The 12799-nt window shown below is 70.6% G+C and carries 17 protein-coding genes; 9 read left to right on the forward strand and 8 right to left on the reverse strand.

Going from position 1 to position 12799, the window contains the following annotated elements; genetic code table 11:
* Positions 1–62 precede the first annotated feature (62 nt).
* Entirely contained in the window at positions 63–245 is a 183-nt protein-coding gene (locus M4960_RS07230; protein ID WP_123673659.1) for a hypothetical protein, read from the reverse strand.
* A gap of 172 nt (positions 246–417) precedes the next feature.
* Here M4960_RS07230 and M4960_RS07235 point away from each other — a divergent pair, with 172 nt between their 5' ends.
* The 4 genes from M4960_RS07235 to M4960_RS07250 all read left to right on the forward strand — a co-directional run bounded on the left by M4960_RS07235 (position 418) and on the right by M4960_RS07250 (position 3072).
* On the forward strand, positions 418–1179 hold the full coding sequence (locus tag M4960_RS07235; RefSeq protein WP_248703875.1) for a LamB/YcsF family protein: 762 nt from the start codon (positions 418–420) through the stop codon (positions 1177–1179).
* Positions 1176–1808, forward strand: a complete 633-nt coding sequence (locus M4960_RS07240) for an allophanate hydrolase subunit 1 (RefSeq protein ID WP_248703876.1) — start codon at positions 1176–1178, stop codon at positions 1806–1808. The genes M4960_RS07235 and M4960_RS07240 overlap by 4 nt, the downstream gene beginning before the upstream one ends.
* Complete coding sequence (locus M4960_RS07245; RefSeq protein WP_248703877.1) at positions 1805–2689, forward strand: biotin-dependent carboxyltransferase family protein; 885 nt, start codon at positions 1805–1807, stop codon at positions 2687–2689. The genes M4960_RS07240 and M4960_RS07245 overlap by 4 nt, the downstream gene beginning before the upstream one ends.
* A gap of 80 nt (positions 2690–2769) precedes the next feature.
* Entirely contained in the window at positions 2770–3072 is a 303-nt protein-coding gene (locus M4960_RS07250; RefSeq protein ID WP_111086660.1) for a putative quinol monooxygenase, read from the forward strand.
* A gap of 11 nt (positions 3073–3083) precedes the next feature.
* Here the strand turns inward: M4960_RS07250 and M4960_RS07255 are convergent, their stop codons facing one another.
* The 4 genes from M4960_RS07255 to M4960_RS07270 all read right to left on the reverse strand — a co-directional run bounded on the left by M4960_RS07255 (position 3084) and on the right by M4960_RS07270 (position 6809).
* Positions 3084–3842: a glycoside hydrolase family 16 protein gene (locus M4960_RS07255; protein ID WP_123939350.1), complete on the reverse strand. Its 759-nt coding sequence runs from the start codon at positions 3840–3842 to the stop codon at positions 3084–3086.
* 150 nt (positions 3843–3992) lie between these two features.
* Positions 3993–5048: a DUF2891 family protein gene (locus M4960_RS07260; protein WP_248703878.1), complete on the reverse strand. Its 1056-nt coding sequence runs from the start codon at positions 5046–5048 to the stop codon at positions 3993–3995.
* Positions 5035–6105: a DUF979 domain-containing protein gene (locus M4960_RS07265; protein WP_123291729.1), complete on the reverse strand. Its 1071-nt coding sequence runs from the start codon at positions 6103–6105 to the stop codon at positions 5035–5037. Before M4960_RS07265 ends, M4960_RS07260 begins: the two co-directional genes overlap by 14 nt.
* A complete protein-coding gene (locus M4960_RS07270; protein WP_123291728.1) occupies positions 6102–6809 on the reverse strand; it encodes a DUF969 domain-containing protein in 708 nt (235 codons plus the stop codon). Before M4960_RS07270 ends, M4960_RS07265 begins: the two co-directional genes overlap by 4 nt.
* A 120-nt stretch (positions 6810–6929) precedes the next feature.
* On the opposite strand from M4960_RS07270, the gene M4960_RS07275 reads away from it, so the two are divergent.
* Complete coding sequence (locus M4960_RS07275) at positions 6930–7574, forward strand: GntR family transcriptional regulator (protein WP_248703879.1); 645 nt, start codon at positions 6930–6932, stop codon at positions 7572–7574.
* 46 nt (positions 7575–7620) lie between these two features.
* On the opposite strand, the gene M4960_RS07280 is transcribed toward M4960_RS07275, so the two are convergent.
* The 3 genes from M4960_RS07280 to M4960_RS07290 all read right to left on the reverse strand — a co-directional run bounded on the left by M4960_RS07280 (position 7621) and on the right by M4960_RS07290 (position 9051).
* On the reverse strand, positions 7621–7842 hold the full coding sequence (locus tag M4960_RS07280) for a hypothetical protein (RefSeq protein WP_131880319.1): 222 nt from the start codon (positions 7840–7842) through the stop codon (positions 7621–7623).
* A gap of 32 nt (positions 7843–7874) precedes the next feature.
* On the reverse strand, positions 7875–8450 hold the full coding sequence (locus M4960_RS07285) for a TetR family transcriptional regulator (protein ID WP_248703880.1): 576 nt from the start codon (positions 8448–8450) through the stop codon (positions 7875–7877).
* A gap of 61 nt (positions 8451–8511) precedes the next feature.
* On the reverse strand, positions 8512–9051 hold the full coding sequence (locus tag M4960_RS07290; RefSeq protein WP_248703881.1) for a hypothetical protein: 540 nt from the start codon (positions 9049–9051) through the stop codon (positions 8512–8514).
* Positions 9052–9123: 72 nt separating this feature from the next.
* On the opposite strand from M4960_RS07290, the gene M4960_RS07295 reads away from it, so the two are divergent.
* From M4960_RS07295 to M4960_RS07310, 4 genes are all read left to right on the forward strand, one after another.
* Positions 9124–9375, forward strand: a complete 252-nt coding sequence (locus tag M4960_RS07295; protein ID WP_131880313.1) for a hypothetical protein — start codon at positions 9124–9126, stop codon at positions 9373–9375.
* Positions 9376–9541: 166 nt separating this feature from the next.
* Positions 9542–11023, forward strand: a complete 1482-nt coding sequence (locus M4960_RS07300) for a DUF6421 family protein (protein ID WP_248703882.1) — start codon at positions 9542–9544, stop codon at positions 11021–11023.
* Positions 11020–11709: an SDR family oxidoreductase gene (locus M4960_RS07305; RefSeq protein ID WP_248703883.1), complete on the forward strand. Its 690-nt coding sequence runs from the start codon at positions 11020–11022 to the stop codon at positions 11707–11709. The genes M4960_RS07300 and M4960_RS07305 overlap by 4 nt, the downstream gene beginning before the upstream one ends.
* Before the next feature lie 4 nt (positions 11710–11713).
* Entirely contained in the window at positions 11714–12787 is a 1074-nt protein-coding gene (locus M4960_RS07310) for a low specificity L-threonine aldolase (protein ID WP_123341210.1), read from the forward strand.
* Positions 12788–12799 lie beyond the last annotated feature (12 nt).

Genomic DNA, 12799 nt, shown 5'->3' on the forward strand with positions numbered 1-12799 from the left:
CGGAACGACGTCCCCGTCGTCGTGCGACAACGAGGACGTCGTTCCGAGTCGACGGACGACCCCTACTTCTCGCCGTCCTCTTCCGGGTTGAAGTGCGAGTCGTCCCCGACGTGCCCAGCGGCCAGGCCGTCCGGGTCGTTGGGGATGGTGTTGTCATCGCCGAGCCCGCCCGGCTTCTCGATGCCCTCGGAGTCGTTCACGGGGGCCTTGGCGTCGTCGTCGTGCGTGTTGCTGCTGTCGGTCATGGTCTGCTCCAGTGCAGTGGTCGAACCGAGGGCGACGCCCCCGGCAGGTGCTGACCTCGGACGCTACGTGCCGCTGCTCGGAATCCACCCACCAGCCGCGTGCCCCGACCGGTCGACAGCGGAGTCGCCGCTCGGTAGATTGTTCAACAACCCGCGACGACAGGGAGTCCCCGTGACGACGATCGACCTGAACAGCGACCTCGGCGAGGGGTTCGGCGCCTGGACGATGGGCGACGACGCCGCGATGCTCGACGTCGTGTCGAGCGCCAACGTCGCCTGCGGATTCCACGCCGGCGATCCGACGATCATGCTCGCCACCGCCCGCGCTGCCGCCGAGCGCGGGGTCGCCATCGGAGCGCACGTCGCCTACCGCGACCTCGCCGGCTTCGGGCGCCGTCCGGTGCACGTCACACCGGACGAACTCCACGCCGACGTCGTGCACCAGCTCGGCGCGATGGCCGCCACTGCGCGGGTCGCCGGCACCGCGGTCACCTACGTCAAGCCCCACGGCGCCCTGTACAACACCGCGTGCGCCGACCCGGTCCAGGCCGAGGCCGTGGTCCGGGCGATCGCCGACGTCGACAGCTCGCTCGCGGTGCTCGCGCTGCCGGGTTCCGAACTCCTGCTCGCTGCCGAACGTCACGGGCTCCGCGCGGTCGCGGAGTCCTTCGCCGACCGCGCCTACGAACCCGACGGCTCCCTGGTGTCCCGCAGCACGCCGGGTTCGGTGCTGCACGATCCGGACGAGGTCGCGGCTCGCGTCCTCCGCATGGTCACCGACGGGGTCGCGACCGCCGTCGACGGCTCCGAGCTGCGGGTCAGCGCCGACTCCGTCTGCGTGCACGGCGACTCCCCCGGTGCCGTCGCGATGGCCCGCGCGATCCGATCACTGCTGACCGAGCACGGCGTCACGATCGCGCCGTTCGCACCGTGACCGTCCTCGACCTCCGACCAGCTGGGCGCACCGCCTTGCTCGCCACCTTCGACTCCCTGCCGCAGGTCGCCGCGTTCCGAGCCGGGCTGACCGCGGCTCGGCTGCCCGGCCTCACCGAGGTCGTGTCCGGCGCGCGGACCCTGCTGCTCCGCTACGACCCAGCGACGACCGACGCCGTGAGACTCCGCGGTGCACTCGAACGGGTCGTCCCGTCCGCCGACGCCGATGCGGCGAGCGCCGCAGACCCGCTCGTCATCCAGGTGGTCTACGACGGCGAGGACCTCGACCAGGTCGTCGCCCTGACGGGCATGCGCCGCGACCGCGTGATCGCGTGGCACACCGGCCAACTCTGGACGAGCGCGTTCTGCGGCTTCGCCCCGGGCTTCAGCTACCTCACCGGCACCGAGCCGTCACTCGACCTGCCGCGCCGGAGCACGTCGCGCACCGCCGTGCCGAGCGGTGCCGTCGCACTGGCGGGCGAGTTCAGCGCCGTCTACCCGCGCGTCTCCCCCGGCGGCTGGCAGCTCATCGGCCGCACCGACGTGCCGATGTGGTCGCTCGACCGGGAACCGCCGGCGCTGGCACCCGCCGGCACACGGATCCGGTTCGTCGACGCGGGTGCGGCATGAGCGCGCTGACCGTCCTGCAGGTCGGCTACGGCGCGGCAACGCAGGACCTGGGGCGGCCGGGCTTCAGTGACATGGGCCTCGGCGCGGCGGGCGCCGCCGACCGTGGTTCCGCAGCACTGGCCAACCGGCTGGTCGGCAACCGTCCCGACGCGGCCGTCCTGGAGGCCCTGCTCGGCTCCGTCACGCTGCGGACCGACGCGTACGTGGTCATCGCAACCGCCGGGGCCGCCTGCCCGGTCGAGATCGAGCGGGCGGACGGCCGGGTCCGCGGTGCGGCCTCGCACGAGGTCCTGATGCTCGCACCGGGTGACACGCTCCGGATCGGTACGGCCACCGCCGGGCTGCGCTCCTACATCGCGGTCCTCGGCGGGTTCGCGGTCGAGCCCGTACTGGGTAGTCGCTCGTGGGACTCGCTCGCACGCCTCGGGCCTCCGCCGTCGTCGCCGGGTGACGTCCTGCCGATCGGCGATGCGCGCGCTTCGTGGCCGATCGTCGACGCAGTGCCGCAACCCGACGAGCACTGGCCGGACGACCCGGTCGTCCTCGACGTCACCGCCGGCCCCCGCGGAGACTGGTTCACGCTGGACTGGCGCGACACCCTGACCGCTCAGGACTTCACCGTCGGGTCGGACAGCGACCGCGTGGGGGTCCGCACCACGGCTCCGCAGCCGCTCGTCCGCGCCGTGACGCACGAGCTGCCGAGCGAAGGGGTGGAGACCGGTTCGCTGCAGGTCCCGCCGGAGGGCTTCCCGGTGCTGTTCCTCGCCGACCACCCGGTGACCGGCGGCTACCCCGTCGTGGCGGTCCTCACGCCGGAGTCGGTCGACCGTGCCGCGCAGCTCCGCCCGGGCGACACCATCCGCTTCCGGATCGTCCACTGACGACCGGCTCGCTGACCGATCCGGAACAGGTCGGCGCCGCTGCGGGTTGAGTCGGACACTGCCGACGAAAGGTGCACCACATGTCGATCACCGTCCTGCTCGAGGTCCAGTTCCGGAGCGACGTCCCCGCCGACACCGTCGAGGCGGCGATCCGCGAGACGCTCGCGCAGACCCGGGCCTTCGACGGCTGCGAGTCCCTCGAGGTGCTGGTCGACGACGCCGACCCGACGCGCATGGTCGTCGTCGAGTCCTGGACGAGCGGGGCCGCCCACGACGCCTACGAGGCATGGCGGGCGACCCCGGACGGTGCCGCAGCGATCGGACCGATCGTCGCCGCACCGCCCGTCGCTCGGACGTTCGCCCGGACGATCGCGATCAGCTGACCTGCTGTGGGTCAGCCCGTGTACTCGTAGGTGCTGACCCAGTCGATGTCGAGGTGCCCGGCGGCACCCCAGTTGCCGACCTGGAACATGTACCGGTGCGCGGTCTTCGGCACGTTCGACGTGACCGTCTTGATGACCTTGCCGTCGAGCAGGTACTGCACCGACTTGCCGGGGATCCACTCGACCGAGTAGACGTGCCAGCTGCGCCAGGTCACCCCGGTGCTCATGCTCGTCGAGTTCGCTTCCTGCCCGGCGACCATCGAGTGGTGGTGGAGCATCGGCGACCCCTCGAAGTTGGCCTCCGGGTAGTCGATCTCGCCGTCCGACCAGACGTTCGACGACGGCCACAGCATGAACGCTGCACCGTTCCCGTCGCCGCCGGTGGCCTTCGCACGGACGCTGAACTTGCCGCCCACGTGCGACCACGCGCCGTTCGGGGTCCCGAAGGTCCCCGCGGCTCCGTGCTTGCCGTCGAGCGTGACGTCCATGTAGCCGTTGCGGGCGCTGACCTGCGAGCCCGAGTAGTACGTGCCGCCCGTCCCGTCCGGGTAGGGCTGCCACGAGTTCGCGTAGGTCTTCGCGAACTGGCCGTTGGCCGAGGCCGTCGTGCTGAAGTTCTCGACGAAGGTCTGCTTGAACTTGCCGACGTTGCCGACCGGGGCGGTGACCCCCGCGTAGGCAGCGGTTCCCGCTCCGAGCGGTGCCGCCACGACGACGGCTCCGATGAGTGCGGCGATGAGTGCGGTCCGCCTGATCCTGCGGTGCTGCATGTGTCACTCCCTGGTGTGACTGGTGGCACCCGTTCCCCTCGGGCACCCAGCCGGATCTCGGCTGCGCACCGAGGGTAGGTGCATTCTGCAACCGATGCAGGGGGTTGACAGCAGCACGCCGGACCGGCGACCATGCCCCTCGTTCGAGGGTCAGCGCGCGGCGTGCTCGCGTGCTTCCATGGCGTCCCAGGCGAAGCTCGCGAGCCAGTGCGTGGAGTAGTACTCCTCGCCGACACTGGCGGCCAGGCCCGAGGCCAGCAGCCGGTCCGCCGCCTCGTCGAGCAGGCTCGCGAGCCCGTCGTCGTCGAGCTCACCGGCGCGCAGGGCGTCCGCGATGCGCCGGGCCGATCCCGCTCGCGACAGGTCGAGCCCGAACAGATGCACCTGCTGCGGGTCGTTCTCGTCGCGGACCACCGTCGACTGCAGGATCGCGTCGCCCGACCGCACCTGGGCGAAGAAGCCGTCCGACCACGTCGCGAACTCGGCCGGGGTCAGCACGGCGCGCATCAGGTCGGCCTCGGCCAGTCCGGCGGACAGGAAGTCGTGTCCGCTGCGCTCCCAGGCGAACGGCCACCCGGCGTCCTCGCCGAACCACTCGCGCGCCGCCTGCTCCACCGTCGCGGCGAGCTCGTCGCGGCCGAGCGCCCGTGCGGCGTCGAGCACGAGCAGCAGCCCGAACGCCGAGTTCGAGTGCACCCCGTGCCGCACCGGGTGGGCGGCGCCGTCGACCCAGCGGGTGACGAGGTCCTCGAGCACGTCGACGACGGGCGCGAACCCGGGGGCGAGCTGCCGGATGGCCGGCACTTCGGACGCGGAGACCTCGGCGGCGAGCTTCGCGAGCCAGGCCCACCCGTAGGGGCGCTCGTAGTGCGGCGTCGTGTGGAAGTAGGCGGCTTCCGTGGCCAGGTGATCCGCACTCAGGTGGGCCTGCAGGATCGCGGTGAGCCGGGCCTCCAGGTCGGCCGGCAGACCGTGCGCGACCAGACGCGCTGCGAGCCAGTGCATGTGTACGGACGAGTGCCAGTCGTACGACGTGGCGAAGGCGGGGTGCAGCTCGACCGGCAGCGCCCGGTCGTCCGGGCCGGACGTCGTGTGGTGCGCCGCGTACGGGTACTCGCGCGAGGTGTTCTCGGCGGCGACGGCCGCGAAGCGGTCGGCCCACGCGGCCCGGGTCAGGTCGAGCGGGGCAGCATCAGAAAGCGACAAGGTACATGACTCCCATGTTGACGACGAGCAGGATGGCGGCGGTCGGGATCTGCGCCTTGATCGGACCGTACTTGTCCCGCATCTCGAGCAGGGCAGCCGGCACCAGGTTGAAGTTCGCGGCCATCGGCGTGACGAGCGTGCCGCAGAAGCCAGCGAGCATGCCGATGGCGAAGATCGCGGCGGGGTTGCCGTCGAAGCCCTGCACCAGGACGGGCCAGCCGATCGCGGCCGTCATGATCGGGAAGGCGGCGAACGCGTTGCCCATGATGATCGTGAACAGCGCCATGCCGAGGCAGTAGACGACCACCGCGGCGATCAGGGAACCGCCGGGCAGGATCGACTTGATGATGGTGCCGACGGCGTCGCCGACCCCGGCCTGGGTGAACACGATGCCGAGGGTGGAGAGCATCTGCGGCAGGAGCGCTGCCCACCCGATGGCCTGCAGCAGTCGACCGCCCTCACGGATGGGCGTCGCGATCCTCGGCGGACGCAGGACGAACACCGCGACGACGACGGCGAGCACCGAACCGATGCCCAGGCCGGTCAGCGTCGCACTGCCTTCGGCGAGCAGGGGCGCACCGCCGATCGAGACGAGCGGCCCGAGCGTCGCGACGAGCACGGCGACCACGGGCACGACCAGGGCCGGGATGAAGAGCTTGTTGCCGAACCGGGTGGCGAACGCCGCGCGCTCGTCGGGGCTGGTCGTCGCGAGGACGCTCGTGCTGGCGGACGGCTTCGTGGCGGCAGCGGTGGGCTCGGCCGGGCCGGTCTCCGCCCCCGTGCCGGCACCGGGGATGCTGGCGACCCGCGTTCGACTGGTCGTCCCGGTGAACCCGAGTCCGGCGAGCGCGACCATCACCAGGACGGCGATGCCGAGCACCCACGACGGCGCGGTCTTCGCGGCGACGAACGTGCCGTAGAAGAACGAGACCCCGAGGATCCCCCAGAACGCCGCGTTGCCGAGTCGCTTGGCGTGCGAGGTGTCCGTGACGATGAGGACGGCCACCGCGATGAAGAACGCGCCGATGAGCCAGTAGAGCCATTCGCTGGTGATCACGCTGCAGCTCCCTGCGTCGGGGCGTCGACGCGGGCGTCGGCGGCCATCTTGTCGAGCGTGCGGTCGAACAGCAGCAGTCGCGTGCCGTGGACCAGGAGCGCGGCGATGCCCGTCGGGATCGCCCACAGCGCCAGGTCGATGGGCTCGAGCGACAGACCGTAGGTGGCGTCGACGAAGGTGGTGATGAGCAGGATCGAGCCGACGGCGACGAACACGTCCTCGCCGAAGAAGACCCCGACGGTGTCGGACGACGCCGAGTAGCCCTTGATCTTCTCGCGCATCCGCTCGTCGATCCGGCCGTACTTCTTGATCGCCGCACCTTCGGCCATCGGGTGCACGAGGGGCCGCACGGTCTGCGCCGGCCCGCCGATGCTGGTCAGGCCGACCGCGGCCGTCACCTGCCGGATGGCCAGGTAGCCCGCCAGCAGACGACCCGTCGTGAGCTTGTCGAGCTTCGCGATCAGGCGTTTGGCCTGGTCCTGCAGCCCGTAGCGCTCGATCAGGCCGATCACCGGCAGGACGAGCGCGAAGGTCGTGACGGACCGGCTCGACGCGAAGCCGTCGCCGAACGCGGTGAGGATGCCGACGGGACCGATCCCGCCGATGGCCGCGGTGACGATGCCCGCGACGGTCACGACGAGCAGCGCGTTGATGCGCAACGCGAACCCGATGATGACGACGGCGACGCCGATGAGGACGAACATGCGGGACAGTCTGGACCGCATTGTTCAACAATCGCAAGGGGGTGTTCTGCTCTGTAACACGACGGTCACACGGTGCGGGGTTCGCACCTGCGATGCCCGAGGCCGTGTCAGGATCGGGACATGACCCGAATAGTCAGTGGTGCCGACTCGACGGCCGACCGGCTGCGCACCATGATCGCGGCCGGCGAGTTCTCACCCGGGGCGCAGCTGTCCGAGGAGCGGTTGAGCGACCAGCTCGGGGTGTCGCGGAACACCCTGCGCGAGGCCTTCCGGCTGCTCGCGCGGGACCGGCTGGTCGAGCACGTGTTCAACCGCGGGGTCTTCGTGCGACGCCTCTCCGCCGAGGACGTCGCCGACCTGTACGCCGCCCGACGGGTGCTCGAGGAAGCCGCGGTCCGCGCGTGCTCACCGACGTCACCGGCCCTCGACGCAGCGGCGGCGGCCGTCACGGCCGCACGGGACGCTGCCACCGCGGGCGACTGGAGTGCGGTGGGGACCGCCGACATCCGGTTCCACTCCGAGCTCGTCCGAGCGGTCCCGAGCGCGCGCATCCACGGCCTGATGGACGGGCTGCTCGCCGAGATGCGGCTGGCCTTCCTGACGACCGACGACCCGGGGTCGTTCCACGCCGAGTTCGTGGACCGGAACGACGCGATCGTCGCGGCGTTGCGCGCCGGCGACCAGGCGGGAGCGTCGGCGCTGTTGGCGGACTACCTCGACGATGCGGAGCGGACGCTGCGGGTGGCCGCGGACGCGGCAGGCTGACGGGAGGCCCGGTGCGGGTCCTGCCTGCGCGCTCGGATCGCCTCGACTAGCGCTGGTACCGGCCGAGGCCGCGCTTCCTGTCGCGGAGCGCGACGGCGAGCATGCTGCCGCCGAGCACGAGCCACAGGACGGCCATGATCGTGCGGAAGACACTCGGATCGATGATCGCCAGGACGCTCCAGAGCACCCCGACCGCGAGCCACACCACGCCGACCCAGACCAACGGCCGCCCGAAGGTCGCGCGGAGGAACCGGTTGTCGCTGCTCATGGGCCGAACCCTACGCCCGGCCGTGTGCCACGTCAGCCCCCGACGAGCGCCTTCACCGCGTCGATCACGATCTGCCGACGCCGCGCAGGTGCGACCGCCGCGACCAACGAGCCGTACTCGGGAGAGGCCGAGCTCCAGAACGCGGCGAGGTGCATCACCAGCCCCAGCAGCACCGCCGGCCGGTAGCTACGCGGCAGGACCCCGGCGCGCTGGGCGTGCTCGACCGCGGCGACGGCCTCGGCATTGCTGGCGATGACCGCTTCGAGCGCACCGTCACTCCCCCGCTCGAGGCGGTGCCACGTCGCGAGCCGTTCGGCCCACGGACGCTGAACGTACGAGTCGTGCAGGCGAGCAGCCCACTCGGCGAGGTCGTCGGTGTCGACGGGGACCTCGTCGAACGTCTCGGCGACGGTCTGGGCGAGGAGGGCGTCGAAGAGCCCCTCCTTGCTGCCGAAGTAGTGGAAGATCTGCGCCTTGTTGCTCGACGACGCCGCGGCGATCCGCTCGATCTTGGCGCCGACGAGCCCAGCCGCGGCGAACTCGTCGCGTGCTGCGAGCAGGAGTCGTGCGCGCATCGCGTCGGCGGCTGGGGGCGTGAAGCGTGCCATGCAGACAACCGTATCGACCGAGTCAGCACCGCGGAGCCGAACGGCCGTGATGCCGGGCCGGTCAGGCGCGCTGCCGCCGAACGAGACCCCTCAGGACCAGCCCCACCGCCAGCAGGACGCCGGCGACCACCGATCCCTGGACCAGGTCGGAGAAGCCCTGGCGCACGTCGGAGTTCCAGAAGAGGACCACGGCGATGAGAGCTGCGGTCAGGCCGAGCACGATCGACCGGGCGCGCAGTCCCCCGCCGGAACGACTGACAACGGCGTCGATCGCCACGAGCGGGACGGGGAGCAGCGCGGCGAGGGCAGTCGATCCTCCGGACACCGCGGTTCCCACGAGGGCGCCCGCGCCGAGTCCGATCGCTGCACCCAGCCAGTTCGCCCGGCGCACGCGGAGGGTCGTTGGAACAGCGCTCCTGCGCGACGCGAGCAGGAGGGCGAGGAGCCCGAACACTCCCAGGACGAGCAACGTCGAGCCCACGTCCCACCAGGCAAGGTCCGGGCCGCCGACGATCGTGACTCCGAGGCCGAGGGCACCGAGGCACGCGAGTGACACCCACGATTCGCCGATCGTGCGGTCGCGCGGTTCCTTTTCTTCCACCCGACGAACATACCGCCGAATCCGACCATGCGGCGTGTGACACATCAGTACTGTAGCAAGCAAGGGAGGCCCATGTCCGAGAAGTCTCGTGTCCGCCGCATCGTCAGCACTGGGCTCGCGGTCGGCTCAGTCCTGCTCGCCACAACCTGCGTCGTACTCGTCGCTGGTGGCTGGCCACTTGCCGTCGCAGCCGGAGCAGCCGGACTGTCCGCGTCGGGCTTCGCCGGCACCGTCGACCCGAAGGGCAAGGCCGCCCCGGCCGCCTTCTTGATCTGCGTCGCAGCGATCGGCCTGGCGCTGCTCCTGCACCAGATCCGCGCCTGAGCGGTGATGCGTTGCGCAGGGGATCGACTTTCCCGCGCGGAGAACGGCGCCGCGCACGAATCCCCCGCAAATGGGCAAGAATGCGTCCCCCGATCCTCCCTAGGCTCATGACAAGCGCACCACCATGCCGCAGATCCGCGGCCGGCCCAATGACGGGAGGTTCGACATGTCACAGTTCGTCCAGGAGTTCACGCAGGGCGCCATCGTCGGAGAACCCGAGGTCGTCGAGGACCGCCCGTCGGTGCGCGAGGTCGCCGAGCATCCCGCGTGGACGCGGCTGAAAGCCGCTGTCGTGTCGTTCCGTGCGCTGCAGACGGCCGACGGCTCTGTACCCGACCACGCGGATCACGCGACCGCTTCCGAGCAGCTGGCCACGATCCTCCCGGCCGTTGCCGAACTGGCCCCGTTCTTTCCGCACGATGCGGCGTACCTCGCTGCACTGCAGCGCGATTTCGCACGCTGGGAACGCGACGGTTTCGGCGTTCCCGACTTCCTCGACGCCCTGAACGAGTTCCAGCCGCAACAGCACCGCATCGACGGAATCGGCCACCTGGTCGTCTTCCCGATGGTGACGCAGAACGGCAGTTCCTCGCGGTTCGTCGAAGCCGTCCTGGTCGAGGTCATCTGGCCGGAGTTCATCGCGGAACTCGAAGCGGGCGACTACAGCAACACGCTCTTCGTCGCGTTGCGGTTCGTCGACTTCACGCCCGGCTACGACACGAATTCTGCGGTGCTGTTCCCCGAGACGGTCGCGATGCGCGAGATCCCGACGTTCACGTGGGGTGCGATCTTCCAGGACCGCGAAGCCGCTCGCTACCGCCGAGTCGTCCGCGCCGCTGCGGAGATCACCAAACTGGAGTTGCCGGACGACGCTGCAGCAATGCTCGACGACCAGGAGCTGACGGAACAGGTCTTCGTGATGTGGGACATCATCCACGACCGATCGCACATGCGCGGGGACCTGCCGTTCGATCCGTTCATGATCAAGCAGCGGATGCCGTTCTTCCTCTACTCGCTGGAAGAACTCCGCTGCGACCTGACGGCGTTCCGGGAATCCGTGCGGCTCGAACGCGCGATCTCCGCGGTGCCGGATGCAGATCTCGACGAGGCGCAACGCGCAATCCGCGACCACGCCCACCTGGTGCAGTACGCCGTCGTCTTCGACCGCATCTTCCGGTTCGCGATCACCGGCAGCCGCGTCCGGAACTACGACGGGCTCGGCGGGCAACTGTTGTTCGCGTGGATGCACCAGCACGATGTCCTGCACTGGACGGACACGCAACTCACGATCGACTGGGATGCCGTTCCCGACGTGATCATCGCGCTCAGTGATCAGATCAACGAGTTGTACCGGCGGTCGATCGACCGACCGAAATCGGCGCACTGGCTCGCCGCGTACGAGATGCTGACCCGGACGCTCACGCCGCACCCGGCGTCGAGATGGGCGCGGGGACTGCCGGAGGAAACGCTCGCCGGAATGCCCAAGGGCTACACCGACGCGGTGCTCGACGACGAATTCCCGCTGTCGATGTTCTACGAGGCACTGAACAAGAAGATGGCTGCGGTCATCGCTTCGACGGCCGGCATCACCGGCTCGTCGTCGGTTGCTCCGCCCGCTGCTCCGTCCGTTCCGGACGTCGCCGCGTGAGCGCTGGGTCCCTGTCCGGCCGCACGGTGCTGGTCGCGGGCGCGACCAGCACCAGCGGCGCGGCCGTCGCGCGCGCACTCACCTCCGCCGGGGCGGCCGTCGTCGCGGTCGGCACCAGACCAGACGCACTGGAGGCCCTTCTCGCTTCCGTCCCGGGCGTCACGACCCACACGTGCGACCTCGCAGACCTCGGCGCGGTCACCGCGCTCGCGGCTGCGGTCCACGAGACGGAGGGACCGGTCGACGGGCTGGTCCACCTGGTCGGTGGGTGGCGCGGGGGCGGCGGCATCGCCGGCCAGTCGGACGACGACTGGGACTTCTTCGACCGGGCGTTCCGCACCCTGCGGAACACCACACGCGTCTTCTACGACGACCTGGTGGCGTCGCCGGCCGGACGGCTCGCGTTCGTCTCGTCCACCACCGTCGACTCCCCCACGGCGGGCGCCGCGAACTACGCAGCAGCCAAGGCCGCCTCCGACGCGTGGGTCCGTGCCGTCGCCCAGGGCCTCCGGAAGGACGCACCGGACTCGGCGGCAGCCACCGTGTTCGTCGTCGGCGCCCTCGCCGGTCTCGAGGAGCGGCTCGGCGACGAGGTCGTGCGGCTCTGGACGGCACCGCCAGCCGACGTGAACGGCGCCCGTCTCCCGCTCCCGGCCGCTCCAGCTGCGGCCTCGAACCTAGGATGAACCAGTGACCCTTCGACTCCACGACCTGGACCTGCGGGGCTTCGCCTCGGACAACTACGCCGGCGTCCACCCCGAGATCCTCGACGCGATCGCCGCGGCCAACGACGGCCACCAGATCGCGTACGGCGAGGACGTCTACACGGCCCGTCTCAACGAGGTGATCGGCGACCACTTCGGTTCGCAGGCGCAGGCGTTCCCGGTGTTCAACGGGACCGGCGCGAACGTCGTCGGGCTGCAGTCGATGCTGCCGCGGTGGGGCGCCGTCGTGTGCACCACGACCGCGCACATCCACACCGACGAAGCAGGCGCTCCCGAGCGCATCGGCGGGATCAAGCTGCTGCCGGTCGAGACCCCCGACGGCAAGCTCACCCCCGAGCTCATCGACAAGGAGGCCTGGGGATGGGGTGACGAGCACCGTGCCCAGCCGCTCGTGGTGTCGATCACGCAGACCACCGAGCTCGGCACCGCCTACACGGTCGACGAGATCCGGGCGATCGCGGACCACGTCCACCCGCTCGGCATGACGCTGCACATGGACGGCGCACGCATCTCCAACGCCGCCGCGACCCTCGGCCTGCCCCTGCGCGACTTCACCACCGATGCCGGCGTGGACGTGCTGAGCTTCGGCGGCACGAAGAACGGCATGCTCTACGGCGAGGCGATCGTCGTGCTCAACCCCGCGGCGTCAGAGGGGCTGCACTACCTGCGCAAGATGAACATGCAGCTGTCGTCGAAGATGCGGTTCGTCTCCGCGCAGCTCATCGCGCTGCTGTCCGACGACCTGTACCTGCGCTCCGCCGGGCACGCCAACGCCATGGCCGCCCGACTCCGCGGCGCACTCGAGGCCCGGATCGCCGACGGCAGCATCCAGGGCGTCGGGTTCAGCCAGGAGACCCAGGCCAACGGGGTGTTCGCGACCCTGCCCGCGGGGGTGGCCGAGCGGCTGCGCAAGCACTTCCGGTTCTACGACTGGGACGCCAGCCGCAACGAGGTGCGGTGGATGTGCGCGTACGACACGTCGGAGCAGGACATCGACGACTTCGTGGCGGCGTTGACGCGGGAGCTCGACGCAGCCTGATCCAACGTAGAA

The sequence above is a fragment of the Curtobacterium sp. MWU13-2055 genome, assembly GCF_023242305.1.
GTDB lineage: Bacteria > Actinomycetota > Actinomycetes > Actinomycetales > Microbacteriaceae > Curtobacterium.